Source organism: Yoonia sp. (assembly GCF_014859355.1).
Classification (GTDB): Bacteria; Pseudomonadota; Alphaproteobacteria; order Rhodobacterales; family Rhodobacteraceae; genus Yoonia.
The window spans coordinates 1-26,347 of sequence record NZ_JACUUJ010000037.1; the positions used below are offsets into that span (position 1 = coordinate 1).

Annotated in this window: 22 protein-coding genes; 14 read left to right on the plus strand and 8 right to left on the minus strand. The window is 62.6% G+C overall.

Annotated features, from left to right (window positions below):
• The coding region (locus tag IBX59_RS12085; protein ID WP_296375864.1) for a right-handed parallel beta-helix repeat-containing protein at positions 1-2,259 on the plus strand (2,259 nt) is incomplete at its 5' end.
• A gap of 135 nt (positions 2,260-2,394) precedes the next feature.
• On the opposite strand, the gene IBX59_RS12090 is transcribed toward IBX59_RS12085, so the two are convergent.
• Together IBX59_RS12090 and IBX59_RS12095 are read right to left on the minus strand one after the other, a co-directional pair.
• Complete coding sequence (locus tag IBX59_RS12090) at positions 2,395-3,438, minus strand: ParB N-terminal domain-containing protein (protein WP_296375866.1); 1,044 nt, start codon at positions 3,436-3,438, stop codon at positions 2,395-2,397.
• An 88-nt stretch (positions 3,439-3,526) separates the two neighbouring features.
• Positions 3,527-4,927, minus strand: a complete 1,401-nt coding sequence (locus IBX59_RS12095) for an AAA family ATPase (RefSeq protein WP_296375869.1) — start codon at positions 4,925-4,927, stop codon at positions 3,527-3,529.
• A 451-nt stretch (positions 4,928-5,378) separates the two neighbouring features.
• On the opposite strand from IBX59_RS12095, the gene IBX59_RS12100 reads away from it, so the two are divergent.
• Both IBX59_RS12100 and IBX59_RS12105 read left to right on the plus strand, forming a co-directional pair.
• Positions 5,379-6,401, plus strand: a complete 1,023-nt coding sequence (locus tag IBX59_RS12100; protein ID WP_296375871.1) for a replication initiator protein A — start codon at positions 5,379-5,381, stop codon at positions 6,399-6,401.
• Positions 6,402-6,681: 280 nt separating this feature from the next.
• A complete protein-coding gene (locus IBX59_RS12105) occupies positions 6,682-7,398 on the plus strand; it encodes a VPLPA-CTERM sorting domain-containing protein (RefSeq protein ID WP_296375872.1) in 717 nt (238 codons plus the stop codon).
• A gap of 58 nt (positions 7,399-7,456) precedes the next feature.
• Here IBX59_RS12105 and IBX59_RS12110 read toward each other — a convergent pair whose 3' ends face one another.
• The 5 genes from IBX59_RS12110 to IBX59_RS12130 form a co-directional block, all read right to left on the minus strand.
• A complete protein-coding gene (locus IBX59_RS12110) occupies positions 7,457-8,092 on the minus strand; it encodes a rhomboid family intramembrane serine protease (protein WP_296375874.1) in 636 nt (211 codons plus the stop codon).
• On the minus strand, positions 8,080-9,393 hold the full coding sequence (locus IBX59_RS12115; protein ID WP_296375876.1) for a hypothetical protein: 1,314 nt from the start codon (positions 9,391-9,393) through the stop codon (positions 8,080-8,082). Before IBX59_RS12115 ends, IBX59_RS12110 begins: the two co-directional genes overlap by 13 nt.
• A gap of 3 nt (positions 9,394-9,396) precedes the next feature.
• Positions 9,397-9,996: a polysaccharide biosynthesis/export family protein gene (locus tag IBX59_RS12120; protein WP_296375878.1), complete on the minus strand. Its 600-nt coding sequence runs from the start codon at positions 9,994-9,996 to the stop codon at positions 9,397-9,399.
• A 127-nt stretch (positions 9,997-10,123) separates the two neighbouring features.
• Positions 10,124-12,580, minus strand: a complete 2,457-nt coding sequence (locus IBX59_RS12125; protein ID WP_296375880.1) for a tetratricopeptide repeat protein — start codon at positions 12,578-12,580, stop codon at positions 10,124-10,126.
• A gap of 87 nt (positions 12,581-12,667) precedes the next feature.
• A complete protein-coding gene (locus tag IBX59_RS12130) occupies positions 12,668-13,360 on the minus strand; it encodes a sugar transferase (RefSeq protein ID WP_296375882.1) in 693 nt (230 codons plus the stop codon).
• Between the two features lie 497 nt (positions 13,361-13,857).
• On the opposite strand from IBX59_RS12130, the gene IBX59_RS12135 reads away from it, so the two are divergent.
• The 11 genes from IBX59_RS12135 (at position 13,858) to rfbA (ending at position 25,730) form a co-directional block, all read left to right on the plus strand.
• Positions 13,858-14,739: an AAA family ATPase gene (locus IBX59_RS12135; protein WP_296375884.1), complete on the plus strand. Its 882-nt coding sequence runs from the start codon at positions 13,858-13,860 to the stop codon at positions 14,737-14,739.
• A complete protein-coding gene (locus IBX59_RS12140) occupies positions 14,736-16,295 on the plus strand; it encodes a chain length-determining protein (protein ID WP_296375886.1) in 1,560 nt (519 codons plus the stop codon). Before IBX59_RS12135 ends, IBX59_RS12140 begins: the two co-directional genes overlap by 4 nt.
• Positions 16,296-16,306: 11 nt before the next feature.
• Positions 16,307-17,125 carry a CpsD/CapB family tyrosine-protein kinase gene (locus IBX59_RS12145; RefSeq protein WP_296375888.1) on the plus strand — a complete coding sequence of 273 codons (819 nt, stop codon included), beginning with the start codon at positions 16,307-16,309 and terminating at the stop codon, positions 17,123-17,125.
• 131 nt (positions 17,126-17,256) lie between these two features.
• Complete coding sequence (locus IBX59_RS12150; protein WP_296375890.1) at positions 17,257-18,978, plus strand: type I secretion system permease/ATPase; 1,722 nt, start codon at positions 17,257-17,259, stop codon at positions 18,976-18,978.
• Positions 18,975-20,294 carry an HlyD family type I secretion periplasmic adaptor subunit gene (locus IBX59_RS12155; RefSeq protein ID WP_296375892.1) on the plus strand — a complete coding sequence of 440 codons (1,320 nt, stop codon included), beginning with the start codon at positions 18,975-18,977 and terminating at the stop codon, positions 20,292-20,294. Before IBX59_RS12150 ends, IBX59_RS12155 begins: the two co-directional genes overlap by 4 nt.
• A gap of 181 nt (positions 20,295-20,475) precedes the next feature.
• A complete protein-coding gene (locus IBX59_RS12160) occupies positions 20,476-21,813 on the plus strand; it encodes an efflux transporter outer membrane subunit (RefSeq protein ID WP_296375894.1) in 1,338 nt (445 codons plus the stop codon).
• A 218-nt stretch (positions 21,814-22,031) separates the two neighbouring features.
• Positions 22,032-22,325 carry a hypothetical protein gene (locus IBX59_RS12165; protein WP_296375896.1) on the plus strand — a complete coding sequence of 98 codons (294 nt, stop codon included), beginning with the start codon at positions 22,032-22,034 and terminating at the stop codon, positions 22,323-22,325.
• A gap of 94 nt (positions 22,326-22,419) precedes the next feature.
• Positions 22,420-22,977, plus strand: a complete 558-nt coding sequence (gene rfbC, locus IBX59_RS12170) for a dTDP-4-dehydrorhamnose 3,5-epimerase (RefSeq protein WP_296375898.1) — start codon at positions 22,420-22,422, stop codon at positions 22,975-22,977.
• A 4-nt stretch (positions 22,978-22,981) separates the two neighbouring features.
• The gene (gene rfbB, locus IBX59_RS12175; protein WP_296375900.1) at positions 22,982-24,022 is read left to right on the plus strand and encodes a dTDP-glucose 4,6-dehydratase; all 1,041 of its coding nucleotides are present in this window, start codon (positions 22,982-22,984) and stop codon (positions 24,020-24,022) included.
• On the plus strand, positions 24,019-24,864 hold the full coding sequence (rfbD, locus tag IBX59_RS12180) for a dTDP-4-dehydrorhamnose reductase (RefSeq protein ID WP_296375902.1): 846 nt from the start codon (positions 24,019-24,021) through the stop codon (positions 24,862-24,864). Before rfbB ends, rfbD begins: the two co-directional genes overlap by 4 nt.
• Positions 24,861-25,730: a glucose-1-phosphate thymidylyltransferase RfbA gene (gene rfbA, locus IBX59_RS12185; protein ID WP_296375905.1), complete on the plus strand. Its 870-nt coding sequence runs from the start codon at positions 24,861-24,863 to the stop codon at positions 25,728-25,730. The genes rfbD and rfbA overlap by 4 nt, the downstream gene beginning before the upstream one ends.
• 28 nt (positions 25,731-25,758) lie before the next feature.
• Here rfbA and IBX59_RS12190 read toward each other — a convergent pair.
• The coding region (locus tag IBX59_RS12190) for an ABC transporter ATP-binding protein (protein ID WP_296375908.1) at positions 25,759-26,347 on the minus strand (589 nt) is incomplete at its 5' end.

A 26,347-nucleotide genomic window follows, 5' to 3' on the forward strand; every position in this document is an offset into this window, starting at 1 on the left:
TCCGAAGGCATGGCGCTGGCGGCCGATGTAGGGATGCAGCTTTGGTATGGGATTACGGGCTGGGGCAACGGGGAAACATCCCACTGGCTCTTGTTCGAACGTGGCTACAATTACGGTGACGTTGGGCAGGTTGTAACGCGCGAGGCAAATGGCGAAAGCGAACTCCACCCGATCCATGTCACATCATGGGGCGAGGGCGACCGGCCGGTTATTGAAAGTCTTGTTCAATCCTGGCAGAAACCTAACGAAAACTTTGTCATCTCTGATATCACAATGACCGGTGGTTTCAGGATTCTCAGCACGGGTGAAAATTTCCTGCTTGATGGGATCAAGTTTGATAACGCCGGTCTGAACATCCAGGGCGCGACAGGCTTCACGTTACGCAATGCGGAAATTCTTGATAATGTTGTGAACAATCCAACCTTCACTGAAGATGGTCTTTGGGCTGCGCATTCAAGCCGCGTAGCGGGCATCTATATGGACAGAACGACCGGCTCTCTGTTCGAAGGTAATCTTTTTCTCCATAATGGCTGGGAAGAGGGCTATGATGGCACGGATCAAGCCGGGATGCCGCCCAGCATGTTCAGCCAGAATGCCTATTTTCAATCCGACAATTCCGACCTGACGTTTCGTGACAACATCACCGCGCAGGCAGCCTCTTACGGGGCGCAGTTCCGCTCTGGCGGGTTTATCGAAAACAACCTGTTTCTGGATAACAACGCCGCCCTCAACTTGCTGGGTGGTGACTACGTTGGGGCAGGGCCGGTCGGTGAATACAGCCTGTTTATGAACAATATCATCACCTCTGCCGCATACAAAGATGCACTAAGCATGATTGGTGCCAAGTATTGGGGTTTGCGTGACGAGGCACGTGACAGCACGTTGCTGGGCAATATCGTGGCGCATATGGCTGATCCCAACAATCCCGATGAAATTGCATTTAAGACAGAAAACACCAACGATCCGAATGCGCTGGTTAAATTGTACACGCCCTTCTTTGACGATACCATCGTGTTCAACTGGAACGGATATGAGGCCAATCTTGACGGCCTTGACCCCGCAGCCCTGAACCAGATCACGATCCAGAATTTTGCCATGGAATTCCTGGGCCTTGATCCCAGCACAGCACCTGCAAGCGAAGACATGGGGCTGTATTACAAAAGCGGGCTGATCTATGCCCTGATGGATTATGCCCGGGAAAACTGGGGCGACGGCAGTCTGACAGCGCAGGATATCATCGACTGGTTCCAGGCAGGCTTCGGCTTTGATTTGCAAGCCTCCGGCGCCAGCCATCACCGCTTTGTGCCCAATGATCTGGGCGACGGGGTGCGTTGGGATAACAAGCTGAACTGGACCTCCGATGCGCTGCCATCCGACGGCGATACGGTCGATCTGGGGGGCAACTGGGTCAACTTCAGCGATACGGTCACAATCGCGGGTCTTGATCTGGGCACCGGCGGCAAGCTGCAGGTCGGATCGGGGAAACTGACGGTTGATGCGCTGGAAACCGGCGACAACGGCATGATCTTTGTCGAACGGGCCGGGCAATTCTGGACCGATGGCTATGGCGGTGACACGCTTTTGTCGTTGCAGGTCACCGGCGGGCGCTTTGCCAATACCGGCGATGTCAGCGGGCCGGTGATCGCAAGTGTGCAAGGCGGGCAGATGATATTGGCCACAGATGATGCGCAATTCAGCCTTGGCGCAAACAGCGAACTGCGCATTGACGGCACGGCGGCCAAAGTGGGCTTTGATGGCGCCACAGACGGGATCGCCACGCTGATGATGCAGGATGGCGGGCAGTTGTCCTTTGTCGCTGATGCGACAGGGCTGGGTCGTGTCACCGAATTCCGCAGCGGCGCCTGGGACCAAGAGGGCAGCGCCGTCCATTCCGGCATCGCGCTGAACGGCACGCTGGCACTGGACCTGAGCGATTACATCGGCACAGGTTCCATGACGCTGATCGCGGTGGATGCCATTGCGGGCATGTTCGACAACATCGACATTCACGGGCTGGGCGATAACCGCGATGCCGCGCTGGTGATCGACTATGCCGCCGACCTTGTGACGCTGGAACTGAGCGCGGGCAGCGGGCAGGGTAGCCTGTCGATTATCGGGGATGCCAGCTATGGTGGCGACGAAGACGCCGCCCTGTGGGACGCGCTGACATCGGGGCTGGACCAAGGGGCGGATCTGGACGCGCCGATCACCATCTTTGATGACATGATCGACCCGCTGGCCGATATGCATTTCATCTGAACAAAACGCCTCTGGCGCCGGGGTCGCAACCAGCGCCAGAGGGAAACACGATGTTTCGCACGCGAAACTATTTATATTAAGTCATTGAAAATAAAGGTTTTTTTTGCTAAATTTGCGCGGCAATTCCTGACAGTCTCAGCCGTTTCGCGCGATCAGCCAGGCGCGCAGATCTGCGGCCAGCGCCGGGGTGATGCCCGGCCCGGCCAGGGTCAGCCGCCTGTTTCCTTCGGTCAGGGTGATGCCGGGGGCGACGGGTTCACCCATATGCGCGGCGCTATCGGGCGCCTTGGGCGCGGCAGGCGGCGGGGGCGGATTGGCGGGGGCGGCGGCGGCAGGTTTCAGGCAATGTTCCAGCACGCGACGTTCCGCATCCGGCGTGGTCGGGGCGGCCTTGCGCAGTGCCTCTGTCAGGCTGCGGCGGAACCCCGGATCGGCGCGCAGTTCCGTCACCAGCGACAGGCCCAGTTTTTCGGGGATGCCACCGGGAAATTGCAGATGCGTATCCAGCGCCTCGACCAGCGTCACAAAGGACAGGATTTTTGATCGTTTTGGCGCGCGTGCGGCGGCAAACAAGGCGGCCACTGCGGCCCCGGCATCATCATGCACGCCCTGACGCACCGCCTGCACCGCGATGCGCGCGCGTTCATAAAAACTGAGGTTGGCGCGGATCTCGTTTTCTTCGACCATCGCCAGATAGGCGGCGGCGGCGCTGCCCGGTTGCCGCACCAGCGCCTGCACCTGCGTAAAACGCGCATCGCCCGTTTCATCGGCCAGTTGGCGCAGCGCGGTCAGACGCCGCCAGCCGGAAATCAGCCCGTAATGGCCGCCCCCCAGATCCACCACCTCGATCGGGGTTTGCTGGCCGCGCGCGCGCAGGCTGTCGATCAGGCTTTGCTGATCATCGGCATCCATCGTGATACGGTCACGCACCAGATGGGCCGCATCCACCGCATCCAGCGGCAGACGCACCACAAAGCGGCCTTCGTTGCGCGCGGCGGTCAGCTCGTCTGTCACCTCGGCCAGGGCGGCGCGCAGGGACGCATCCCCCGAGACATCGGCAATCGGGGCGGGGCGGGGGCGGACACCTTCCCAGCCGTTGACATAGGCTTTGGTTTCCAGTGGGCCATCAGGCGTGCCGGACAAGGCGGCAGCGGGGCTAAGACGTTTGCGTTTGGCCATGATCACACTCCTGTCGGGGGCAGTGGGCGCAGGTTGCACCCGATCTGCTGCAAATTGGTTAACGCCGCGCGCAGGGGGGCCGCCGCTGTCACTGCGCGGCCACGTCTTGGGCGGCGCGTTCTTCACGCCGCCAGATCCCTACCAGCAGCCGCTTGAAGGCGGCATAGGTTTCATCAAAGGTGGCGCGCCCGCGGGCATAGGTATCGCGGTTGAAATCGCGGTAATCGGCCTCGTAGATGCCATTCACGCTTTCGCCGGCCTGTCCGATCAGCGCGGTGAAATCCTGCCGGTAGGGCGACAGGGTGCCGCCCATATAGGTTTGCATCAGGTTGGCCATTTCGGCCTGTTGGGCCGCGTCGAACCGCGTGATCACTGCCTGCACCGCATCCCATGCAAACGACAGTTCCGGGCGGCCAAGCGCGCGCGCGGCGATATTTTCGCCTTCTTCGATGGATGAAAACGTCGCGTGCAGCATGTCGAAAAACCGCCCCGTGGAATCGAATTCGACAAAAGACGCCCCCACCGGCACCAGCAGGATATCCGCCGCCGCCAGCCCGTTGATCGTCAGATAGCCAAGGGCAGGGGGGGTATCGAGGAAAATCAGGTCGTATTGATCCAGCACACCGCCCTGTTCCAACGCCTCTGACAGCGCATCCCACAGTTTCCAGCCGCGCGCGTTCATCCGCCAGACGGGGATCTGGAATTCCGACCAATACAGGTTCAGCTGCGCGCCGATCAGGTCGATATTGGGCCAGTGGGTTTTGTGAATCACATCACCCGCCTGCACCTCCAGCGCGTCTGTCAGGGTGTCGTCCAGCGGCAGCGGCGTTTCCCCCCGGTCCAGACGGCGCTGGTTTTCAGCCCGCAGATGGGTGGCGTAATGGCGCGCCAGCAGCGGAAACACCGTATCCCATTCATCCGCCGGTCTGCCGCCAAAGATCGAGGTCATCGACCCCTGGCTGTCCAGATCGATGACCAGCACGCGGTAGCCATCAAGGGCCGCCGACATCGCCAGATGCGCGCAGGTTGATGTTTTGCCGACGCCACCTTTGAAATTCGCCACCGCCACCACCTTGGCCGGCAGACCCGCGGGGCGATAGGGCAGGTATTCCTTGGCCTTTGATCCTTCCTGCCCGAAATGGGCGCGCAGGCGCAGCACCTCGTCCAGCGTGAACCATTTGGCACCGCCGTCGGTTTCGCTGATGCCTTGGGGCAGGTCGGGGTTTTGCCGCAGCACGCGGCGGAAATGGGCAGGTGCCACGGGAATCAGATAGCGGGTGATTTCCCATGTTGAAAACGGCCGTAGCCGCCGCGCGCCGGTTTCATCCAGCCCGCGCGCGGCCAGATCATTGCGCCCGGCTGTGCAGGCCCCCGCAATGCGGGCCAGATCGGCGGTGCCCACGCTGGGGGGTAAATCTGCCATCGCCTTGTCGGGTGAGATATTGAAATAGGGGGGTAATCCTGGCCCCGTTTCCTTGTGTCCTGACATGCCCAACCCCTGATGTACTGCGTTTTTTACAATGTCTCATGAAACGTGGGACACGTAAAGAAAAACGTCTCATCCTTTGTATTTTCTCTGTAAATCCGGCGTTTCAGGCTTGGCGCGCGGTGGGGTTGGTGTGTTTTAACCCGGGCTGTCTAAGTTAATATCAGTTATTTCATAGTTACGGGTCTTTTGCAGCTGTGAAAAACCTTATTGAGTCAAAGACTAAGCGCAGATTTTTTTAGGGCAGGTGACTCTGAAACCCCGATGGGGTGACTCTGAACCCACGCTGATCTGACTCTGATCCCCCGATCCGGGCAAGGCGGGGCTGGACGCAGTTATCCACAGGTTCTAAGCTGGGGGTGTCAATGAAACCCCGATAAGGGGCGTCGGGAAAATCCGGCAAAATCAACAGGCCAGAGCAGGCCGCAACGATAACAGGCGGGACAGGTGCCAGATGACAGGTCTGATGACAGGGGGCGGCGCCCCGGCAGCGCAGCCGGATTTTTTCGTCTGCGATTTTTTTGGCGCGAGCCCGAAACACGATCTGGCCGCGATGGAACACCCGCTGTTTTCGCTGTCCACCCGGCCCGACCGGCGTATTCTGGAATATGCCCATAATGGCGCGCAGATCACCGTGACGCCTTCGGTCAAGGGGCGGGCGACGATCTTTGACGCCGATATCCTGATCTTTTGCATCAGCCAGCTGATGGCGGCGCTGAACGCGGGCAAACCGACGCACCGCACCCTGACGCTGACCGCGCATGACCTGCTGGTGGCCACGGGGCGCGAAACATCCGGCGACGGGTATCAGCGGTTGCGCGATGCCTTCGAAAGGCTGGCGGGCACCCGCATCACCACAAATATCGCCACGGGCGATCAGGAAACCACATCGGGCTTTGGCCTGATCGAGGCCTGGCAGATCGTGCGCAAGACCCGCGCAGGCCGCATGGTGCGCGTCAGCATCACGCTAAGCGAATGGTTATACCGGGCGGTGCTGGCGCGGTCTGTGCTGACGCTGAACCGCGCCTATTTCGATCTGCGCAAACCGCTGGAACGGCGGATTTACGAATTGTGCCGCAAACATTGCGGGCGGCAGGCCGAATGGGTGGTTTCGGTGGCGGTGCTGGCCAAGAAATCGGGATCACGCAGCCCCTTGCGGGTGTTCCGTGCGATGCTGCGCGAAACCATCCGCGTGAACCATCTGCCCGATTACCTGCTGGCCGAAGACCCCGGCGACATGATCCGCGTGACCCCCCGCGCGGTGGTGGTGGCCCCCGGTCTGGCCACGGCATCCGGCCCGCCGCTAAGCGGGGCCGCATTGGAACAGGCCCGCGCCCTGATCCCCGGCGCGGATGTCTATGCGCTGGAAGCCGACTGGCGCGCGGTCTGGGCCGCCTCTGGCCGGCCACAGCTGCGCAACAGCGACAGCGCCTTTCTGGGCTGGGTCAGGAAACGGGCCGCCGGGGCAGGGGGCTGACGGGCGGCGAATCATTGCGTAAAATGTGGCAATAATGGGGTGTGGGCGCAGGCTGTGTGCAGGCGATGGCCTGCTGGCGTGGCCGTAACTGCGCATACTGTTTACAATAAGGAAACAAAGCTATCCAAGCCCGCACTTCTTGCCTTATTTTGGCCATAAAACCGGCGCCAGACCAACATTTTGTGAACAAAAGATTAACGGTGCCTTTGGGTTTGTGTTATAAGTAAGGCGTGTTATCAGATGGGCGTCAGCTCGTAGAAATGTATCAGAGGTTTTAGACATGAATAAATTTATAGCGACAGCGGCAGCCGCCTGTTTCGCGCTTGGCAGTGCGGCGCATGCCGCAACAATTTCGGTATCGGCATTCGATATTTCGTCATTCGACAGTGCGACCGGCTACACCAATTTCGTGGTGCAGGATTTTGAAGATGTATATGGCGATGGGTCTCAAACCGTAGGCCAGTTGGCCGGCCCGCTGGCGACAAACGTCGGGACGTTCAGCGCCATCTCGGAAGACGCAAGTGGTTCCGGATCAACCTGCAACGCAAGTGGCGGCGACTGCACACAGCTGTTCCTGAACAACACCACCGTGAATGGTCAGGGCAACATGGTGCCGGACGATGGCATCTGGTCGCTGAACGCCAATGACACATTTGGTATTCTGTGGGATGTCGTCAAAGGTGAAGGCGGGTCGCTTTTCAACCGCGTTGTCTTTGGGATGATGGATGCGGCTGACACCGGTGCGATGGTCAGAGTGTCGGTTGGTGATGTATTTGTTGAATTCAAGAACCTGCTGAACGCCAACCAGCAGTTGATCGTCATCAACTTTGGCGAGTTGGTTGACATGGCGCAGATCGAAATCCGCAGTTCCAGGCTGAACGACAGCTTCTCGATCGACGGGGCCAGCGTTGGTGTGGTGCCACTGCCTGCCGGTGGTCTGCTGCTGTTGACCGGTTTCGGGGCCCTTGCCCTGCGCCGCCGCCGCAAAGCCGCCTGAGGCTTTACGCCAGAAATGATTGCAAACAGGGGCCTTGTGGCCCCTGTTTTTTATTGGTTTATCCGTCCGCTACCGGGCGCGGATCGATCAGCAGGGCGGCGATCCAGCCGGTGACAAACCCGCCAAGGTGGGTTTCCCAGGCCAGTTGCCCGCCCATCGCCCACCACAGCACAAGGTTCAGCGCGATCAGCAACAGCACTGCGCGGCCGATCGGCCACAGCCCTTCGTCATGGGTGAAACGGTCGACATAGGCCCAGGCCAACAAGCCCCCGATCAGCCCGAACAGCGCGCCTGATGCCCCCACCATCGGCCGCAGCCCCGGCGCCAGCAGCGCAAACCCCGCAGCCCCGCCCAGCAATGCCGCCAGATACAGCAGCGCAAACCCCCGCGCGCCCACCCGCGCCAGCACGCCGCGGCCCAGCGACCACAGGGTGATCATGTTCACGGCCAGATGTGCTGGCCCGCCGTGCAAAAACCCGTAGGTGACAAACATCAGCCAGGGTTGGGCGGGATAGTTCGCGCGCCAGTCACCCAACAGCCCCGGCCAGAACCCGCCGTAATCCAGCGCCAGCCGCCGCAGCCGGTCCGGCCCGATGACCCCCTGATCCGACAGGACCAGCAAAAATTCGATCCCGGCGCACAGGCCGATCAGCCCCCAAAGAACCACCCAACCCTGTCGGGTCAGGGGCGCCACTGAAAGCCCCGTTCAAGCCCGATAAAGACCGTGCTGTCGTCGCTGTCGGCGGTGCCGGTTTCCCGGCTCCAGCGGTGGGTATAGCTGGTGCGCAGGCCCCAGTCCGGCGTCAGGTCGCGCCGAAAGCTGAGCGACAGGCTGGTCTGACGGGTGTCCGCAGCACCTGCATCCAGCCGGTTGGTATCGCGCAGCGACAGATCCGCGCCAAAGCGCGACAGGGTATCAAGCTCTTGCTGCCATGACAGGCTGATCTGGCTGTTGATGGCGCTGTCGCCGTCGCGGTCCACGGCCAATCTGTGGTCCAGCGATACGCCATATTCCGCGCGCGGGGCTTGTTCGCGCCACGACAGCCGCGCCAGCGTTTGCAGATCGCCATCGTCGATCTGGCCCAGACCGGCGCCAAAGCTAAGCGTACCGCGCGGCAGATCCAGCGCGCGGTCCACCTCCAGCGTGGTCAGGCGCCCGCCCGTTGTCACATTGGTGGTGATCCGCCCGGACAGGGTGCCATTGGGCATGTCTTGCGTGGCCGACAGGGCGGCGGTGGCCCCTTCGGTGGTATCGCGGCCCAGCGGGCCGGTATCGGTGATCCGGGTGGTGCCGATGGTCAGTGACGCGTCCAGCGCAGGGTTGACCGCGATGTCAATTCCGGTGTTCAGCGACACGCGGCGCTGGTCGGTGCCGGGGGCATCCTCGTCCGTTTGCGAAACCCGCGCGCCCAGCCGGGCCGTCAGGCGCGGGTCGATGACAAAGCGCAGGGCGACACCGGCGCTGCGGGTTTCTTCGTCCAGCAGGGTGGGGTCGGCGGTGTCCTGATAGTCGCGGCTGCGATAACCCAGATCGACTGTGCCGCCAAAGGGGGCTTCACGGCCAAAGGTCAGGCTGGTGCTGGCATTCAGATCGGCGCGCTGGCCGGTGCCGGTGACCAGAAAATCACTGTCCAGATCATCGCTGAACACCAGCGTGCTGATCCGGTCGCGTTGATAGCTGAGCCGGGCATCGAGTGCGCTGGCGCGGCTTTCCATACCATAGGTCAGGGCCAGGCGCGGCGCGCGCAGGCTGTCACGGATATCGTCATAACCGCTGTCAAAGGCGCCATCGAAGGCAAGGCCGAACCGCTGGGTCGGGGTGATGCTGTCAAACCGCGCGCCAAAGCCAAGGCGCGCGCGGGTTTCTTCATCTTCGTAAGACAGCCCCGGTGACAGGGTCAGCCCGGCCTGTGCGCCGCCATCCTGCGCCTGCGCTGTTCCGATGATCGCGGCACCACACAGGCCCGCGGCAAGATATTGGCATCTCCTGCGCATGGCTCATTCAAACAGACGGCGTTCGGGCACAAGGATCACATCCCCATCGGCCAGTGGAAAATCGTTCATCATCGCGCCATCCGACAGGGCGCGGTAATTGATCGGGATAACGCTTTGCCGGCCGCTGCGCGGATCGGTGCGGCGCAGCTGAATGCGCTTGGTGGCGGCGAATTTCGACAGCCCGCCGCTTTGCGCCAGGCCCTGCAACAGCGTGGTGCCGCGCGGCAGGGGCTTGGCCCCGGGGGCGTTCACTTCACCCATGAAATAGACATTGATCGTGGCGGGGGCGGCGGCGGCAGCGCGCTGGCCCGGCTGGACCGAGACAAAGACATTGGGCCGGTTGGCGAAATTCGCGGAAATACCGTTTGCAATCGCGGTTTGAATCTGGCCGACATTTTGCCCCGCCACGGGGACAGTGCCCGCAAAAGGAAAGCTGATGCGCCCGTCAGGCAGCACCACCGTCGCCCGGTTGAGCGAGGTATCTTCCAGCACCTCGATCACCAGCGTATCGCCGGGCCTTACCAGATATTGCGATTGTGCCAGTGCCATGCCCGCGATCAGGGTCATGACCAGCGCGGCTGCGATGCGTTTTAAGATCGTCATATGTGTCCCGCCTTTATGTTCTGTTGTCGTCTGGAAGGCTTGCGCCAGTTTTGGCCCCGAAACGGGGCCGGGAAAAGGGGTGAATTTCATCCTTTTGCAAATCGGGACAGATTTGGCACGGTTTGCATCATTCTGCCGTGGTGGTGGTCCCGTCCAGCAGGGTCTGGATTTCGCGCCGCGCGGTTGCGATCTGCGGGCGGGTATCGCCCGGGCCGGCCAGGGCGACCACGCGCTGGAACTGCGCCAGCGCGTCATCGGGGCGGCCCAATGCGGCATAGGTCTGGCCCAGATGGTATTGCGCCAGCGGATCGTCAGGCAGGGCAGCGGCTGCGGATTCCAGATAGGGCAGGGCCTGTTCGCTTTCGCCGCGCCGGTGCAGGATCCAGCCATAGGTGTCCTGCACGGGGGCAAAGCCGGTATCGCTGAACCGCCGCGCCACGGTCCAGGCCCGTTCAAGGCTTTCGGCGTCGTCGCGGTAGGTCGATAACAGGCTGGCCAGATTGTTGGCGATCACCAGCGCGCCGGAATTCTGCGCATAAAGGTTTTCATAAATCGCGATGGCCCCGTCGATATCGCCGTCCTGTTCCAGAAACGACGCCTGGGCCCACAGCAGGGTGACGTCATCGGGCATATGCCCCAAGGCTTCGGCCACGACCGCCTTGGCCGCGTCGCGGTCGCCCTGGCGCTGTGCCAGTTTGCTCAGTTCCAGCCAGACGGCGGGGCGGCGCGGCTCGGTTGCCAGCAAGGCGCGCAATCCGGCGCGTGCGGCGTCCAGATCACCGGCCAGCACCTGGGTGGTGGCCAGCATGAAACGCAGATCGTCATTGCCGGGGTCGGTGGCGGCCAGGTCTGTGGCCAGGGCCAGCGCACCGTCGATGTCGCCGCTGTTGATGCGCGCGCGCATCAGCGTGATCCGGTCGGTCAGGCCCGCATCGGCCCTGTTGGCCAGCCCTTCCAGATAGGCCAGCGCGTCATCGCGCCCGCTTTGGCGGGCGATGCGTTCGGCCTCGATCCGGTTGGCGGCGGCCTCTGCGGCGGGGGTGGCACTGCGGCGCAGCGTGGCAACAACCTGCTGGGTGCGCGCGAAGTCTTCCATTTGCAGATAGGCCTGCCCCAGTGTTTGCAACAGATCAGGGTTGTCGGCGTTCAGGCGCAGGGACGCGATCAGGATATCCTCGGCGGCCAGATAGCTGCCTTCGCCGATCAGCTGGCGGGCATAGCGGATGGTTTCGGCGGGCGCATTGCCCGAGGCATCGACCGCCAGCGCCAGAAAATCGCGCGCCAGTTGCGGCCGGCCACTGCGGATATAGGCGTCGGCCATCAGGGTCATGGCGGCGGCGTCATCGGGGCTGCGGTCAAGGGCGGTGCGCAGGGCGGTGATCGCGTCTTCGGTCTTGTCATCGGCGATCAGCCAGCCTGCGCGCAGCTTCAGTGCATCGGGGTTGCCGGCGTCTGCGGCCAGCACCTCTTCCACGCGGGCGCGCGCGCCGACGGGGTTGCCCATTGCCGACAGCATCCGCGCCAGTGTGACCCGCGCGGTCTGCGCCTGTGGCGATGTGCCGTGATCCTGCAAGGCGGTTTCCAGCGTCGCGATGGCATCGCTGCGCGCGCCGGTGGCGAAATCAAGCCCGGCGTCGATGACCAGGAACGGCAGCGGGTCGGCCACGGTGCTGGTGGTGGCGGCAATTTCTGCCTTGGCGGCGGCGATGGTGCGATATTCCGCCAGAAAGCGGATCAGATCACCCTTGGCGGTGGGGTCATCGGCGGGGGCTTTGGCCACCAGATCGCGCAGAAAGGTTTCGCCCGCGTCCAGATCGTCGCGCGACAGAAAAAAGCGCAACAGCGTGGCCTTGTGCACGTCATCATCGGGGAATTGCGCGATCATGGTGCGCAGCTGGTTTTCCAGCCCTTCCATATCGCCCAGTTCGGCAAGAATGTTCAGGCGTTGCTGGTGATACAGGATATTGGCGGGGTCGCTGACCAGCATCAGGTCGATTTCGGTCATCGCACCGCGCAGGTCGCCGCCGCGCAGCAGATCGTCGATGATGATGCTGCGCAGGATCATGTTGTCAGGCTGGCTGTCCACCAGCGCGCGCGCGGTATCGGCGGCGGTGCGCCGTGCGGCGGCATCATTGGCCAGCACGGCGGTCCGGTATGTGCGCGCGGTGGTCAGCGGGATCACGCGCGGATCGTCAGGCGCAAGGGCCGCGGCCTGCGCGCCGTGGCGTTCCAGTTCGTCCCAGTTGGTGGCGGCAAAGGCGATCTGCGCCAGCGCGATCCGCGCTTCCAGATCGTCGGGGTATTGTTCGGCCAGCCGCAGATACTGGCCATAGGCCTGCTGGCGGTCGCCGCGTTCGGTCAGCATGATGTCGGCCATCATGCGGCGGGCTTCGCGGTGGCTGCCATCCAGATCAAAGACATTGCGCAGCGCCACCACGGCGCGGTCGAAATCATTTTCGGCGGCAAGGGTCTGGGCGGTTTCGAAATATTCCGCCGCCCGTTCCTCGGCGGATTTGCAGCCTGCCAGACCCAGGATCAGGGTCAGCGTAAAAAGCGGGAGGATCAGACGGTGGCGCAAGAACACGGGGCAATTCCCTTTTGTTTGTGACGCGGTAAACCACCCGTTGCGCAGCAAGGGTGGCCGGTAATCATGATCTGGCAGGGGCTGGCGTCAGTATCCGGTGCCACGCAGCACGACGGCCAGCGTTTTGAACAGGATGCGCAGATCGGTCACCAGCGACACAGACTTGCCATAGGTTTCATCATAGTGCACGCGATCAATAAAATCGCAATTGTTACGGTCCGAAATCTGCCAAAGCCCGGTGATGCCCGGGGCAAGCCGGAAATAGGCCTGTCCGGTATAAAGCGGTTCCTGATGCAGCATCATCGGGCGCGGCCCCACCAGCGCCATCGACCCGCCCAGCACGTTGAACAGCTGCGGCAGTTCATCCAGCGAGGATTTGCGCAGAAAATGCCCGATGGGGGTGATGCGGGGGTCGTTTTTCAGCTTTTGCGTGGTGGTCCATTCGGCCCGTGCCGCCGGATCGGACGCCAGATGGCTTTCCAGCCGGGCATCGGCGTTATGCACCATCGTGCGGATTTTCCACATGCGAAAGCTTTTGCCGCCCTTGCCCACGCGCAATTGCGTGTAAAACGGCTTGCCCCCGTCCAGCGCCACCAGCAGCGCCAGCAGGGCAATGACGGGAAAGACCAATGGTGCGGCCAGCAGGATCAGGATCTTGTCCAGCACGGGCTTGCCCAGATCGCGGTAAAAACGGAACCGAGCAACGCCAGACCAGAAGCCGCCGCGCACGACAGGTTCGCTGTGCAGGGCTTTTTCGTAGTTCGTTAAATGTGTTGTCATCAAAATAACGCGCCGGAAAAACCCGGCCCTTTCTTACTGGTAATGGGGCCCAGCAAAATCACCGGGACAGTCGACAGGCATCACGTTGCCCCTATGAACAATTAAAAATGCTATCATTTTGTTCTAATTCTGGCAAGAATTAGGCAAGAATTTCAGCTTATTTTACCAAATCTTCATCTTTGTGCTGAAATGCACCGCGCTGTGAAGGTGACGTTCGGCAAACCGCTTGCCTGATTGTTGGTTATTTGGCGCTAAGCCCACATATTGTTTACAAAATTAAAACAATACATATGGCGTACCGAGAATCACTTGCCGGCCCTTGCAGGCGGGTATGATGCGGGGCTTGGCCCCTCAGGCCAGGCAGGAAAACACCCCGGCCATCATGCGGCCCAAGTCCTGCCCTCTTATCAGGCTAAAGCGGTGCAATCCCGGGGGCTGCCATTGTGACCGGGGCTGTGAACCTATATCTGACGGACAGGAATTTTGGGTCTTTTTGCATGAGTGTCGCGCTTTACAACGATCATTTCGGATTTCGGGAACGGCCCTTCAGCCTGTCCCCCGATCCTGATTTCCTGTTCTGGTCGCCGGCACACAAACGCGCCTTTGCGGTGCTGGAATACGGGCTGATGACACATGCGCCGCTGACCGTCGTCACCGGCGAGGTGGGCACCGGCAAGACGACGCTGGTGCAGGCCTTGCTGCGGCAGGTGGATGCGGACCTGACGGTCGGGCTGATTTCCAACGCCCAAGGCGACCGCGGCGATCTGCTGCGTTGGGTGCTGAACGCGCTGGATGTGTCCTGTGACCCGCGCGCCGATTATGTCACGCTGTTCCAGCAGTTTCAGGATTTCGTGGTCGCCGAATATGCCGCCGGGCGGCATGTGGTGCTGATCGTGGATGAAGCCCAGAACCTGGGTCTGGAAACGCTTGAAGAATTGCGCATGCTGACCAATATCAACGCCGGCAAGGACGAATTGTTGCAGATCATGCTGGTCGGCCAGCCCGAATTGCGCGACCTGATCCGCCAGCCACGCCTGCGCCAGTTCGCCCAGCGGGTCACGGCGGTTTACCATCTGGACCCGATGGATCTGTCCACCACGCGCCGTTATGTCCAGCACCGCCTGCAACATGCCGGCGGCAGCGGCGATGAAATCACCCCCAGCGCGATCACTTTTATTCACCACGAAGCCGAAGGCATTCCGCGGGTTGTCAATAAACTCTGCGATCTGGCGCTGGTTTATGCGGCCAGCGCCGACAAGCCGCAGGTGGGGCTGGCCATCGTCAAGGAAGTGATCCGCGACGGGCTGAACCTGAAATCCGCGCCGGAACCCTTGTTTTTGCGAAACCCGGGTGATCTTCCCGAAAAGGCTGCCGAATGAATTTTGATTTACGATTTTACTGGGCGCTGTTGCTGCGCCGCCTGCCGGTGATGATGCTGTTTGTGCTGGTCGCGGCGGGGCTGGGCGTGGTGACCGCGCTGAAACTGCCCGACACCTATACCACATCCGCCCGCCTGCTGGTCGAAGCGCCGCAAATCCCCGAAAGGATGGTCGCCTCGACCGTGCAGACCAATGCGGTGGAACAGCTGGATATCATCCAGCAGCGCCTGATGACGCGGGCCAATATGATCGACATCGCCAACCGGTTCAACGCGCTGGAAAACATCCGCCAGATGGAACCGGGCCGGGTGGTCACTGACATGGAAGCCGCCACGCGGATCCGCCGCAGCGCCGGGCGCGATCAGGCGACCTTGCTGACCATCAGTTTTACCGCGCGCGACCCGCAGATCGCCGCCGGTGTGGTCAATGAATATGTGACCCTGATCCTGCAGGACAGCACCGCGACGCGGACCGAACAGGTCACCCGCACCCTGCAGTTCTTTGAACAGGAGGTGCAGCGCCTGAGCGATGATCTGGACAACCAAAGTGCCGCCATCACCCGGTTCAAGGCCGAAAACGCCGATGCCCTGCCCGAAGAACAAGGCTATCGGCTGGGCCGGCAGGCGCTGTTGCAGGAACGTCTGGGCCGGATCGAACGGGATATTTCCGCCGCCGAGGCCCAGCAGCGCGAGATCGTCAATATCTTTGAAAACACCGGACAGGTGCGTGCCGCACCCGCGCAGGCCCGCCGCACCCCCGAAGAAACCCAGCTGGCCGCCGCACAGTCCGAACTGGAACTGGCGCTGGCCACCTATTCAGACACCAACCCCCGCGTGGTGCAGCTGCGCGCCCAGATCGCCCGACTGGAAGCCGTGGTTGCCGCCCAGACGGCCAGCGGCGCCCTGTCTGATGCAGACGCGGCTGAACCGGTTTCCCCGCAAGAGGCGCTGTTCAACGCCACCCTGACCGAGATCGAAACCCGCCTTGTCACCCTGCGCGCCGAAGAGACCGCCACCCGCACCGAACTTGAGGGTTTGCAACAGGCGATTGCGCGTTCTGCGGCCAATGGGATCCAGCTGTCCAGTCTGGAACGCGATTACGACAGTATTCAGGGCCGCTATAACGCCGCCCTGAATAACCTCAATCAGGCCCGGATGAGCGAACGGATCGAATCCACCGCACAGGGCCAGCGGATCAGCGTGATCGAATATGCCAACGTGCCGCAGGCGGCCGCCGGGCCGAACCGCCCCAGGATCGCGATTCTGGGGCTGGCGGTGGGGCTGGTGGCGGCGGCGGGGTATTTCATGCTGCTTGAGATCTTGAACCGCACGGTGCGCCGTCCGGCGGAACTGACGGGGCGGTTCAACATCATCCCGCTGGCGACCATTCCCTACATGGAAAGCCGCGGCCACCGTTTTGCCCGGCGCACCGGGATGATCGTGGCGATGCTGGCCGTGATGACCGGCGTGCCTTTGGGGCTGTGGTATATCGACACCTATTACCAACCGCTCGAGCTTTTGGTGCAAAAGGTGCTGGACCGCGTCAGTCTGGGATAAAAGGATCTGCTATGGCTATGGAAAAACTACAGGCGGCGCTGGACAAGGCCCGCAAGACCCGCAGCACCCCGGACCATCCGCCGCGCTTGATCACATCAAGCGGGGGGGGGACGGGCCAGCCGCGCCCGCAGGATGCGCTGTGGCAGGCGCTGGAGACATTCACCGTCAACCCCCGCGATCTGGAAACCCACCGCGTGGTGACCCATGCCGCATCCGAGGCAGCAACGCCGTTTGATATTTTGCGCACCAAGGTGCTGTTGCAGATGCGCCAGCAGGGCTGGAAGCGGCTGGCGATCACATCGCCGATGCCGCAGTCGGGCAAGACCACGACCGCGTGCAATCTGGCGCTGGGGCTGGGCCGGCAGCGTGATCTGCGCGCGATGCTGTTCGATCTGGATCTGCGCGATCCGTCGGTGCATGACTTCTTTGAAACCACCCCGCCGCACAGCATTGGCGACCTGCTGACGGGGGATGTGGATTTTGCCCAGCAGGCGCTGCGGATCGGCGACAATGTGGCGGTGTCGATGTCGCGCGGCCCGGTGGCCGACCCCACGCGGCTGTTGCTGGCCGAACAGACCGCCGAGGTGCTGGACCGGATCGAGGCGGACTATGCCCCAGACCTGATGATTTTCGACCTGCCGTCGGTGCTGGTCAATGACGACACCCGCGCATTTTTGAAGAACGCCGATTGCGCGCTGATCGTGATCCGGGCGGATGCGACCCATTACAGCCAGTTCAACACCTGCGAACGTGAAATCGCCGAACAGACCAATGTGCTGGGCGTGGTGCTGAACGCCTATCGCTACGGCACAAACCGCAAATCCGCCTGAACGGGGCGGAAACTTTGCCGACGCCATTAACAGAGTGTTTCCATTTATGCAGGTAATGCTATGACCGATGGCAGACAGGGCGGGTTCAGCGCCCGGCACCTTATAAGACCGCGCAAAGGAAAAGCCCCGACATGGCACAGGCGCAAGAGGCAGGCGTAACAGAACTGCGCGCGGCACGCAGTCGCGGCAGAACGCTGATCATCTGGACCTTTGTCTTTTCGATCTTTGTCAATCTGCTGATGCTGACCGGCCCGCTGTATATGTTGCAGGTCTATGACCGGGTGTTGTCGTCGCGGTCGGTTGAAACGCTGGTGGCGCTGACGGTGCTGGTGGCGGTGCTTTATACGCTGATGGGGGTGCTGGATTACGCCCGGGGCCGGATCATGGCGCGGGTCGGTGCGCGGTTTCAAAGCGCGCTGGATGCCCGCGTGTTCGAGGCGACGCTGCGCCGGTCGGTCGATCCGCGCGAACGCCGCGTGGCCACCGGCGCGCTGCGCGATCTGGATGCGGTGCGCGATCTGTTCACATCACCGGTGCTGCTGGCGGTGATGGATATCCCCTGGACGCCGATTTTCATCGCCGCGATTTTCCTGTTTCACCCGATGCTGGGCTGGCTGGCGGTGGCGGGCGGGGTCATCATTGTGCTGACCGCGGTGCTGAACCAGACATTGACCGCGCGCCGGGTCCGCGCGGTGCAGGTCACCACGCAAGAGGGACAGAGTTTCGCCGAAGAAGCCCGCCAGGGGCGCGAAGTGGTGCTAAGCCAGGGTTTGCGCGGCGCCATGCTGCACCGCTATCTGGGGCATCGCGATGCCGCACTGTTTGCCAATATCGGGGCCAGCGACTGGACGGGGGGCTTTGCCGCCTTTACCAAATCATTCCGGCTGTTTTTGCAATCGGCGATGCTGGGGGCAGGGGCCTATTATGTGTTGCAGGGTGAAATGACACCGGGGTCGATGATCGCAGGGTCGATCCTGCTGGGCCGCGCGCTGGCGCCGGTGGAACAGGCGATGGGCCGCTGGGCGGTGTTGCAGCGCGGGCGCACGGGCTGGCTGGCGCTTGGCAAATACCTGCAAGCGGTGCCCGCAGCACCCCAGCGCACCGCCTTGCCGGTGCCCACCCCCGAACTTCAGGTGACAGGGTTGACGGTGGTGGCGCCGGGTGAACGGATCCCGACGCTGCGCAATGTATCGTTCACGCTGGAACCGGGGCAGGCGCTGGGGGTGATCGGGCGCAGTGGCGCGGGAAAATCCACGCTGGCGCGGGCCTTGGCAGGGTTCTGGCCCATCACCGCGGGCGAGGCGCGCCTGGGCGGCGCCACGCTGGACCAATACGACCCCGACGCGCTTGGCCGGCACATCGGGTATCTGCCGCAGACTGTCACGCTGTTTTCGGGCACGATCGCGCAGAATATCGCGCGCATGGCGCAAGACCCTGACGAAGCGGCGGTGATCAAGGCCGCGCAAAGCGCCAATGCGCACCAGATGATCCTGCGGCTGCCAAACGGCTATGACACCGTGCTTGATGGCAACGACAGCCAGCTTTCGGGCGGGCAGCGCCAGCGGATCGCACTGGCGCGCGCGCTTTATGGTGATCCGGTGCTGCTGATCCTTGATGAACCCAATTCGATGCTGGATGGCGACGGGGCGGCGGCGCTTAATACGGCGGTCAGCGCCTTCAAGGCGCAGGGCAAGATCCTGATCATCCTGACCCACCGCACCAAGGCGATTGTGGAATGCGACCATATTCTGGTGCTGAACAAAGGCGTGGTCGTGGCCTTTGGCCCGCGCGACGAGGTGCTGGAAGGCGCGGTTGTCAGCACCGCACCCCGCAGCAAGGTGGTCGCGACATGACCCGCGAGACCGAGACCGAAGACCGCGTGCGCCATTGGTCGGCGGGGGTGCCGCTTTGGGCCGGGATCGTGGCGCTGGTGGCGCTGGTGGGCGGGCTTGGGCTGTGGTCGGTCAGCACCACGCTGGCGGGGGCTGTGGTGGCGCAGGGCGTGGTGCAGGTGGAAAACAACCGCCAGGTCGTGCAGCACCCCGAAGGCGGGGTGGTGGGTGAAATCCGCGTCAAGGACAGCGATACCGTAGAACAGGGCGATATCCTGATCCGGCTGGACGGGCGGCGGCTGCAATCGGAACTGGCGGTGATCGACGGCCAGCTTTTGGAAATCGGCGCGCGCAAGGCGCGGCTGACGGCCGAACGCGACGATGCCGCCGATGTGGTCTTTCCGCCCGCCCTGCGCACCAGTTTCGCCGCCCTGCCAGAGACGGAAAATGTGCTGGCCGGTGAAACCACGCTGTTTCACGCCCGCCGCGACGCGATGCAGCAGGAACGCGCGCTTTTGCGCGAACAAAACCAGCAGATCGAAAACCGCACCCAGGGCCTGACCGCACAGCTGGAGGCGTTGCAGGTGCAGGCCGATCTGTTGCTGGAAGAACTGGAAAACCAGCAGCGGCTGTTGGCGCAGCAACTGGCGCAGGCCCAGCAGGTCAGCGAATTGCGGCGCGAACATGCGGGGATTCTGGGCCAGATTGGCCGGCTTGCCGCTGATCTGGCCGCGCTGCGCGGCGATATCGCCAGCAATGAAATCGCCGCGTTGCAATTGCAGACCCGCCGCCGCGAAGAGGCGCTAACGCAGCTGCGCGATCTGGAATTCCGCCAGATCGAACTGACCGAACGCAAGATCGTGCTGACCGAAAGCCTGTCACGGCTGGACCTGCGCGCGCCCACCAGCGGCATCGTTTACGGCATGCAGGTCTTTGCCGTGCAATCGGTGGTGCAGGCGGCCGAACCCTTGCTTTATATCATTCCGCAGGATCAGCCGCTTGTGGTCTCGGCCCGCGTTGACGCGATCAATATCGACGAGGTGTATACCGGCCAGGAGGCCGAACTGCGCTTTCCTGCCTTCGACCAGCGCCAGATCCCCGAAATTCGCGGGCGCATCACCCGGATTTCCGCCGATGTGTTGCAGGATCAGGTGACAGGCCTTAGCTATTACGCCGCCGAGGTCATGCCGCTGGACAGCGAACTGGCGAAACTGGGCGCGCAAAGCCTGCTGCCCGGCATGCCGGTCGAGGCTTTTATCCGCACCCGCGACCGCACCCCGCTGACCTATCTGACCGAACCGCTGATGATCTTTTTCAGCCGCGCCCTGCGCGAATAATCGCGGTGATGCGCGGGGCGGGGGTGTCGCATTCCTGCAACCTCTGGTCAAAATATCACGCGCTCACAGGCTGTTGCGGCGTGATCTTTGCAAAAACCTGCTAGCGTTCGGGGTAATAACCGCGGTCCCGTTCAAAAATGCCAGTCAGGCATAGGGGCCCAGAGGCAGAAAGAGCGACATAATGCGCACCGTCCCCATGATCTGGGCCGTTCTGGCCTTGTCCGGCTGTGCCGTCGGGCCCGTTTTTACACCGCCCGAAATGGCCCTTCCCGACCGCTATGCGCGGCTGGAACCGGTATCGCGCGCCAGCGCCGCTGACCTGCAATGGTGGCAGCATTTCAACGATCCGCTGCTAACCCGTCTGGTGGATGGCGCCGTGGCGGGCAATCTGGATCTGGCGCAGGCACAGGCCCGTCTGCGCGAAGCCGCCGCCATCGCAAGGCGCGATGGCAACCAGCTTAGCGGTGATGCCGACCTGACCACCACCCGCGTCAGCAATGGCGGCGCAGAAGATTCCAGCCTTGGCCTGACCGCCCGCATCGGGCTGGCTGGCGAAAGCCGCTGGCGCGCCAAAGCGGCCGCGCAACGGCTGGAGGCTGCACAATTCGATACGCAGGCCGCGCGCCGCGCGCTGCTGGCCGAACTGGGTATTGCCTATGTTGATCTGCGTTTTGCACAGGCCAGCCTGGTGGCCCGCGGGCAGGATCTGACATCGCGCCAGCAAACGCTGCGCGATATCAACCGTCTGCTGGATGCCGGGGCGGCGACCCAGCTGGATGTGTTGCGCGCGCAGGCGCTGGTGACGGAAACGCAGGCGCAGATGCCCGCGCTGTCGGCCAGCGTGATGCGCCAGCGCAACCGGATTTCCACCCTTTTGGGTCAGCCCGTGGGCACGCTGCCGGTTGATCTGGGTTATCCGGGCGCGCAGCCCGACCCGGTGATGCGCACCGCCGCCGGTGTGCCTGCCGATCTGTTGCGCGCGCGCCCCGATATCCGGCAGGCCGAACGGCTTTATGCTGCGGCCCTGTCCGATCTGGGGGTGGCCGAGGCCGCGCGCTATCCCAGCCTGTCGCTGCGCGGGATCATCTCGGCCCCTGTTGGCGGCGGCGAGAACACACAAAGTCTGGTCGCCGGTCTGTCGCTGCCGCTGTTCAACCAGCCTGCGCTGGCCGCATCGGTCGATGCCGCCGATGCCCGCGTCAGCCAGGCCTATCTGCGCTGGCAGCGCGCGGTGCTGGGCGCGGTGGAAGAAGTTGAAAACGCCCAGGCCAATTTGCAGGCTTCTGTGGCGGCCCTGTCAGAAGCGCAGCGCCTTGTCGATCTGAACCGCCGCGCACTGGGGTTGTCGCGCGATCTGCTGAGCAATCGCGGCACGATCACCGTGTTGGATGTGCTGGACCGCGAACGCGCCCTATCCGAGGCGCGCGCGCTTCGGGCCCGCAGCCAGCGCGACCGGGCGGTGGATTACATCATCCTGCAAACGGTGATGGGACAAGGGCACGAATCGGGCGCCAATTAGGCAGGCGGCGCGCATTTTTTGTTCATTGATGCCCGCTGGTGTTGCAGGGGCAGGGGTGCCTGTGTCGCAAAACCACCGTGTGCAGGGGATTTAATAGATAAAATACACTTATAGATTGCGGATAATTTTCACGACAAGTCACCGAACCGCGCAAAAGAAGTGAAGACCAGGCCTGAAAAATGCCACAATGTCATCCCAGTCTGACAAGACAACACCACATGAGCAGGACATTTCGTCAAGGGGAAGGTTTCAATCATGCCGATCACGATCAAAACCACAGACAAGACGACACAGGCGGATCGGTCATGATGATCGTGGCTTTCCTTGGGGGTGGCATTGCCGGGATCATTGGCGCGGCCTGCACATTGCTGTTCACCGATCTGGGCTGGGGCATGGCATTGCTGGCATATTTCGCCGTCGGTTACGGGCTGCCGCTGGCCGTTCTGGCCGCCAATAGCGTGACAAGATCGCAAGACAGCGATCTGCCCACGCCGGATATGGCCCACCGCTGACAGCAGCAAGGGGCGGCACCCGGCATACCCTTGCCTTGGCTTCGGGTTTTGCGTCATACACTTGGCATATTCCGTGACATGAATTGACAGTGTGTTGACCCAGATTACCCCCACTTCCCTGCCTGATGTCCTGATCCTGACGCCGCGCCGTTTTGGTGATGCGCGGGGCTGGTTTTGTGAAACCTGGAACCGTACGACATTGGCCGCCGCAGGCTGTGATCTGCCCGATTTCGTGCAGGACAACCATTCGTTTTCCGCCCTGCCCGGCACGCTGCGCGGGTTGCATTACCAGCGCCCGCCCCATGCGCAGGCGAAACTGGTGCGCTGTTCGCGTGGGGCCATCTGGGATGTGGCGGTGGATGCAAGGCGCGGCTCGCCCTGCTATGGCCAATGGGTGGGGGTGGAATTGTCCGCCGATAACGGCCAGCAATTATTCGTGCCGGCGGGGTTTTTGCACGGGTTCATCACCCGCACCCCCGATTGCGAGGTGCAGTATAAATGTTCCGACATCTATGCCCCCGCTTGCGATGGCGCGGTGCGGTGGGACAGTCTGGGCATCGACTGGGGCACCCGCGCGCCCATCCTGTCGGCCAAGGATTCCGCCGCACCGGCATTCGCCGATTTCACCACGCCTTTTTCCTATGACGGATAGATCCATGAAACTTCTGGTCACCGGTGGCGCCGGGTTTATCGGGTCGGCCGTGGTGCGGCTGGCGGTGGCGCGCGGGCATCGGGTGGTGAATGTCGATGCGCTGACCTATGCCGCCTGCCTTGATAACGTGGCTTCGGTGGCGGACAGCCCCGCCTATGCCTTTGAACAGGCCGATATCCGCGACCGTGCCGCGCTTGACCGGATTTTCAGCACCCACCAGCCCGACGCGGTGATGCATCTGGCCGCCGAATCGCATGTGGACCGGTCGATCGACGGGCCGGGGACATTCATCGACACAAATATCACCGGCACCTATACCCTGCTGGAATCCGCGCGCGCCTATTGGCAGGGGCGCGGCAAGCCGGGTGATTTCCGCTTTCACCATATTTCCACCGACGAGGTGTTCGGCAGTCTGGGTGCCACGGGTCTGTTCACCGAAACCACCCCCTATGATCCGCGCAGCCCCTATTCGGCGTCCAAGGCCGCCAGCGACCATCTGGTGCGGGCCTGGCATGAAACTTACGGGCTGCCCGTGGTCATGACCAATTGTTCGAACAATTACGGTCCATTCCATTTCCCCGAAAAGCTGGTGCCGGTGGTGATTTTGAACGCGCTGGCGGGCAAGCCGATCCCTGTTTACGGGCAGGGCGAAAACATCCGCGACTGGCTGTTTGTGGAAGATCACGCCGATGCGCTGCTCTTGGTGGCGCAAAAGGGGGCCAACGGGCGCAGCTATAACATCGGCGGCGAAAACGAGGCGCGCAATATTGATCTGGTGACGATGATCTGCGCCATTCTTGACCGGCAGCGCCCTGCAAACAGACCCTATTCCAGCCTGATCACCCATGTTTCTGATCGTCCGGGCCACGACGCACGCTATGCCATCGACCCCAGCCGCATCCGTGACGAACTGGGCTGGCGGCCATCGGTGACGCTGGAACAAGGGCTGGAACGCACCGTCGCATGGTATCTTGAGAATGAGGATTGGTGGCGCGCGCTGCAATCGCGCGACGGGGTCGGCATGCGGTTGGGGGTCAAGGCGTGATCCTGGTGTTCGGGCAGACCGGGCAGGTGGCCCGCGCCTTGCAGGAACAGGCCCCCGTCACGGCGCTTGGCCGCGATCAGGCCGACCTGCGCGATCCTGACGCCTGTGCGCGCGCCATCGCCGATCACGCGCCCGCCGTGGTGATCAACGCCGCCGCCTACACAGCCGTTGACCGCGCCGAGGATGACGCGGCCACCGCGCTGCAGGTCAATGCCACAGCCCCCGCCGCCATGGCGCGGGCCTGTGCCGCGCGCGGCATCCCGTTTTTGCATATTTCCACTGATTATGTGTTCAGCGGGCAGGGCACCGCACGCTGGCGCCCCGACGATCCGACCAACCCGCAAAACGCCTATGGCCGCAGCAAACTGGCGGGCGAGGACGGCGTGCGCGCCGCCGGTGGCCGCTTTGCCATTTTGCGCACATCGTGGGTGTTTTCGGCGCAGGGCGCGAATTTTGTCACCACCATGCTGCGCCTGTCGCAAACGCGTGACGCATTGAATGTGGTCGATGACCAGATCGGCGGGCCGACCCCTGCTGCTGATATCGCAGCAACCCTGCTGGTCATGGCGCAGGCCATGCGCGACGGCGCGGCCGGGGGCATTTACCATTACGCAGGTGCGCCCGATACCAGTTGGGCGGGTTTCGCACGCGAAATCTTTGCGCAGGCGGGCAGGGCGGTGACAGTCACCGGCATCCCCACCAGCGCCTATCCGACGCCAGCCGCGCGCCCGCTGAATTCGCGGTTGAATTGTGACACACTTCATGTGGATTTCGGGGTAAAACCCTGTGACTGGCACAAGGGGCTGGCCGCCGTCTTGGCCGCAGAAAAGGACAGACCATGACCAAACGCAAAGGGATCATTCTGGCGGGCGGGTCGGGCACGCGGCTGTATCCGATCACCATGGGCGTGTCGAAACAAATGCTGCCGATCTATGACAAGCCGATGATCTATTACCCGCTGTCGGTGCTGATGCTGGCGGGTCTGGATGAAATTGCCATCATCACCACGCCGCAGGATCAGGCGCAGTTCCAGCGGCTTTTGGGCGACGGCAGCCAATGGGGCCTGCGCCTGACATGGATCATGCAACCCAGCCCTGACGGGCTGGCGCAGGCCTATCTGCTGGCGGCGGATTTTCTGGCGGGCGCGCCATCCTTGATGGTGCTGGGCGATAACCTGTTTTTCGGCCACGGCCTGCCCGAACTGTTGGCGCGCGCCGATGCGCAAACCAGTGGCGGCACGGTCTTTGGTTATCGCGTGGCAGACCCGGAACGCTATGGTGTGGTGGATTTTGACGCAAACGGTGCAGTGCGCGGGATCGTGGAAAAACCACCCGTGCCGCCATCGCATTTCGCTGTGACGGGGCTTTATTCCCTCGATGGCACCGCCCCTGAAAAGGCCGCCCGCGTCACCCCGTCTGCACGGGGCGAGCTGGAAATCACCACGCTGTTGGAAATCTATCTGGCCGAAGGCACGCTGGCTGTCGAAACCATGGGCCGCGGCTATGCCTGGCTGGACACCGGCACCCACGAAAGCCTGCTGGACGCGGGCAATTTCGTGCGCACGCTGGAGGCGCGCCAAGGCCTGCAAATGGGCAGCCCCGATGAAATTGCCTTTGCCAACGGCTGGATCGACGCGGGCCAACTGGCCGCGCGGGCGGATATGTTCGGCAAGAACGCCTATGGCGACTATCTGCGCGGGTTGGTGTAGAGGCCGCCCGAAAGGCTGCATGCATCAATCAGGTGTCATGAAGGTGGCAGGCGACGATGCGGCCTTGCAGGTCGTGTGTTGCGGGCTGGGTTGATTTGCACAGATCACCGATGAACTTTGCGCAACGCGGGTGAAATGCACAGCCGCTTGGCGGGTTGATCGGCGATGGCACCTCGCCTTGCAGGCGGATGGCCCGCGCATCGCTGCGGTCTGGACGCAGGGGCAGCGCGGCAGAAAGCAGCGCCGCCGTATAGGGGTGCAGGGGCTGTTCGAAAATATCCTGCGTGTCGGCCAGTTCCACAAGGCGGCCCAGATACATCACCGCGATCTGGTCGGCCAGATAGCGCGTCGTGCCCAGATCATGCGCGACCACGACATAGCTGCACCCGTATTCGGCCTGAATATCCTTGAACAGGTTCATGATCTGCGACCGGATCGAGACATCAAGTGCGGATACCGGCTCATCCAGGATCAGCACCTCGGGCCGCGCGACAATGGCGGATGCGATGGCAATGCGTTGGCGCTGCCCGCCCGAAAATTCATGCGGGAACAGCCGCGCCTGATCGGGCCGCAGCCCGACAGAGACCAGCGCCTCGTCCACCCGCCGGGTCAATTCG

Coding starts and splice junctions, on each gene's coding strand:
- IBX59_RS12090 (WP_296375866.1), bottom strand. CDS start 3,438: ATGGCCAAACGCAAACGTCTTAGCCCCGCTGCCGCCTTGTCCGGCACG.
- IBX59_RS12095 (WP_296375869.1), bottom strand. CDS start 4,927: ATGTCAGGACACAAGGAAACGGGGCCAGGATTACCCCCCTATTTCAAT.
- IBX59_RS12100 (WP_296375871.1), top strand. CDS start 5,379: ATGACAGGTCTGATGACAGGGGGCGGCGCCCCGGCAGCGCAGCCGGAT.
- IBX59_RS12105 (WP_296375872.1), top strand. CDS start 6,682: ATGAATAAATTTATAGCGACAGCGGCAGCCGCCTGTTTCGCGCTTGGC.
- IBX59_RS12115 (WP_296375876.1), bottom strand. CDS start 9,393: ATGCGCAGGAGATGCCAATATCTTGCCGCGGGCCTGTGTGGTGCCGCG.
- IBX59_RS12120 (WP_296375878.1), bottom strand. CDS start 9,996: ATGACGATCTTAAAACGCATCGCAGCCGCGCTGGTCATGACCCTGATC.
- IBX59_RS12130 (WP_296375882.1), bottom strand. CDS start 13,360: ATGACAACACATTTAACGAACTACGAAAAAGCCCTGCACAGCGAACCT.
- IBX59_RS12135 (WP_296375884.1), top strand. CDS start 13,858: ATGAGTGTCGCGCTTTACAACGATCATTTCGGATTTCGGGAACGGCCC.
- IBX59_RS12140 (WP_296375886.1), top strand. CDS start 14,736: ATGAATTTTGATTTACGATTTTACTGGGCGCTGTTGCTGCGCCGCCTG.
- IBX59_RS12145 (WP_296375888.1), top strand. CDS start 16,307: ATGGCTATGGAAAAACTACAGGCGGCGCTGGACAAGGCCCGCAAGACC.
- IBX59_RS12150 (WP_296375890.1), top strand. CDS start 17,257: ATGGCACAGGCGCAAGAGGCAGGCGTAACAGAACTGCGCGCGGCACGC.
- IBX59_RS12155 (WP_296375892.1), top strand. CDS start 18,975: ATGACCCGCGAGACCGAGACCGAAGACCGCGTGCGCCATTGGTCGGCG.
- IBX59_RS12160 (WP_296375894.1), top strand. CDS start 20,476: ATGCGCACCGTCCCCATGATCTGGGCCGTTCTGGCCTTGTCCGGCTGT.
- IBX59_RS12165 (WP_296375896.1), top strand. CDS start 22,032: ATGAGCAGGACATTTCGTCAAGGGGAAGGTTTCAATCATGCCGATCAC.
- rfbB (WP_296375900.1), top strand. CDS start 22,982: ATGAAACTTCTGGTCACCGGTGGCGCCGGGTTTATCGGGTCGGCCGTG.
- rfbA (WP_296375905.1), top strand. CDS start 24,861: ATGACCAAACGCAAAGGGATCATTCTGGCGGGCGGGTCGGGCACGCGG.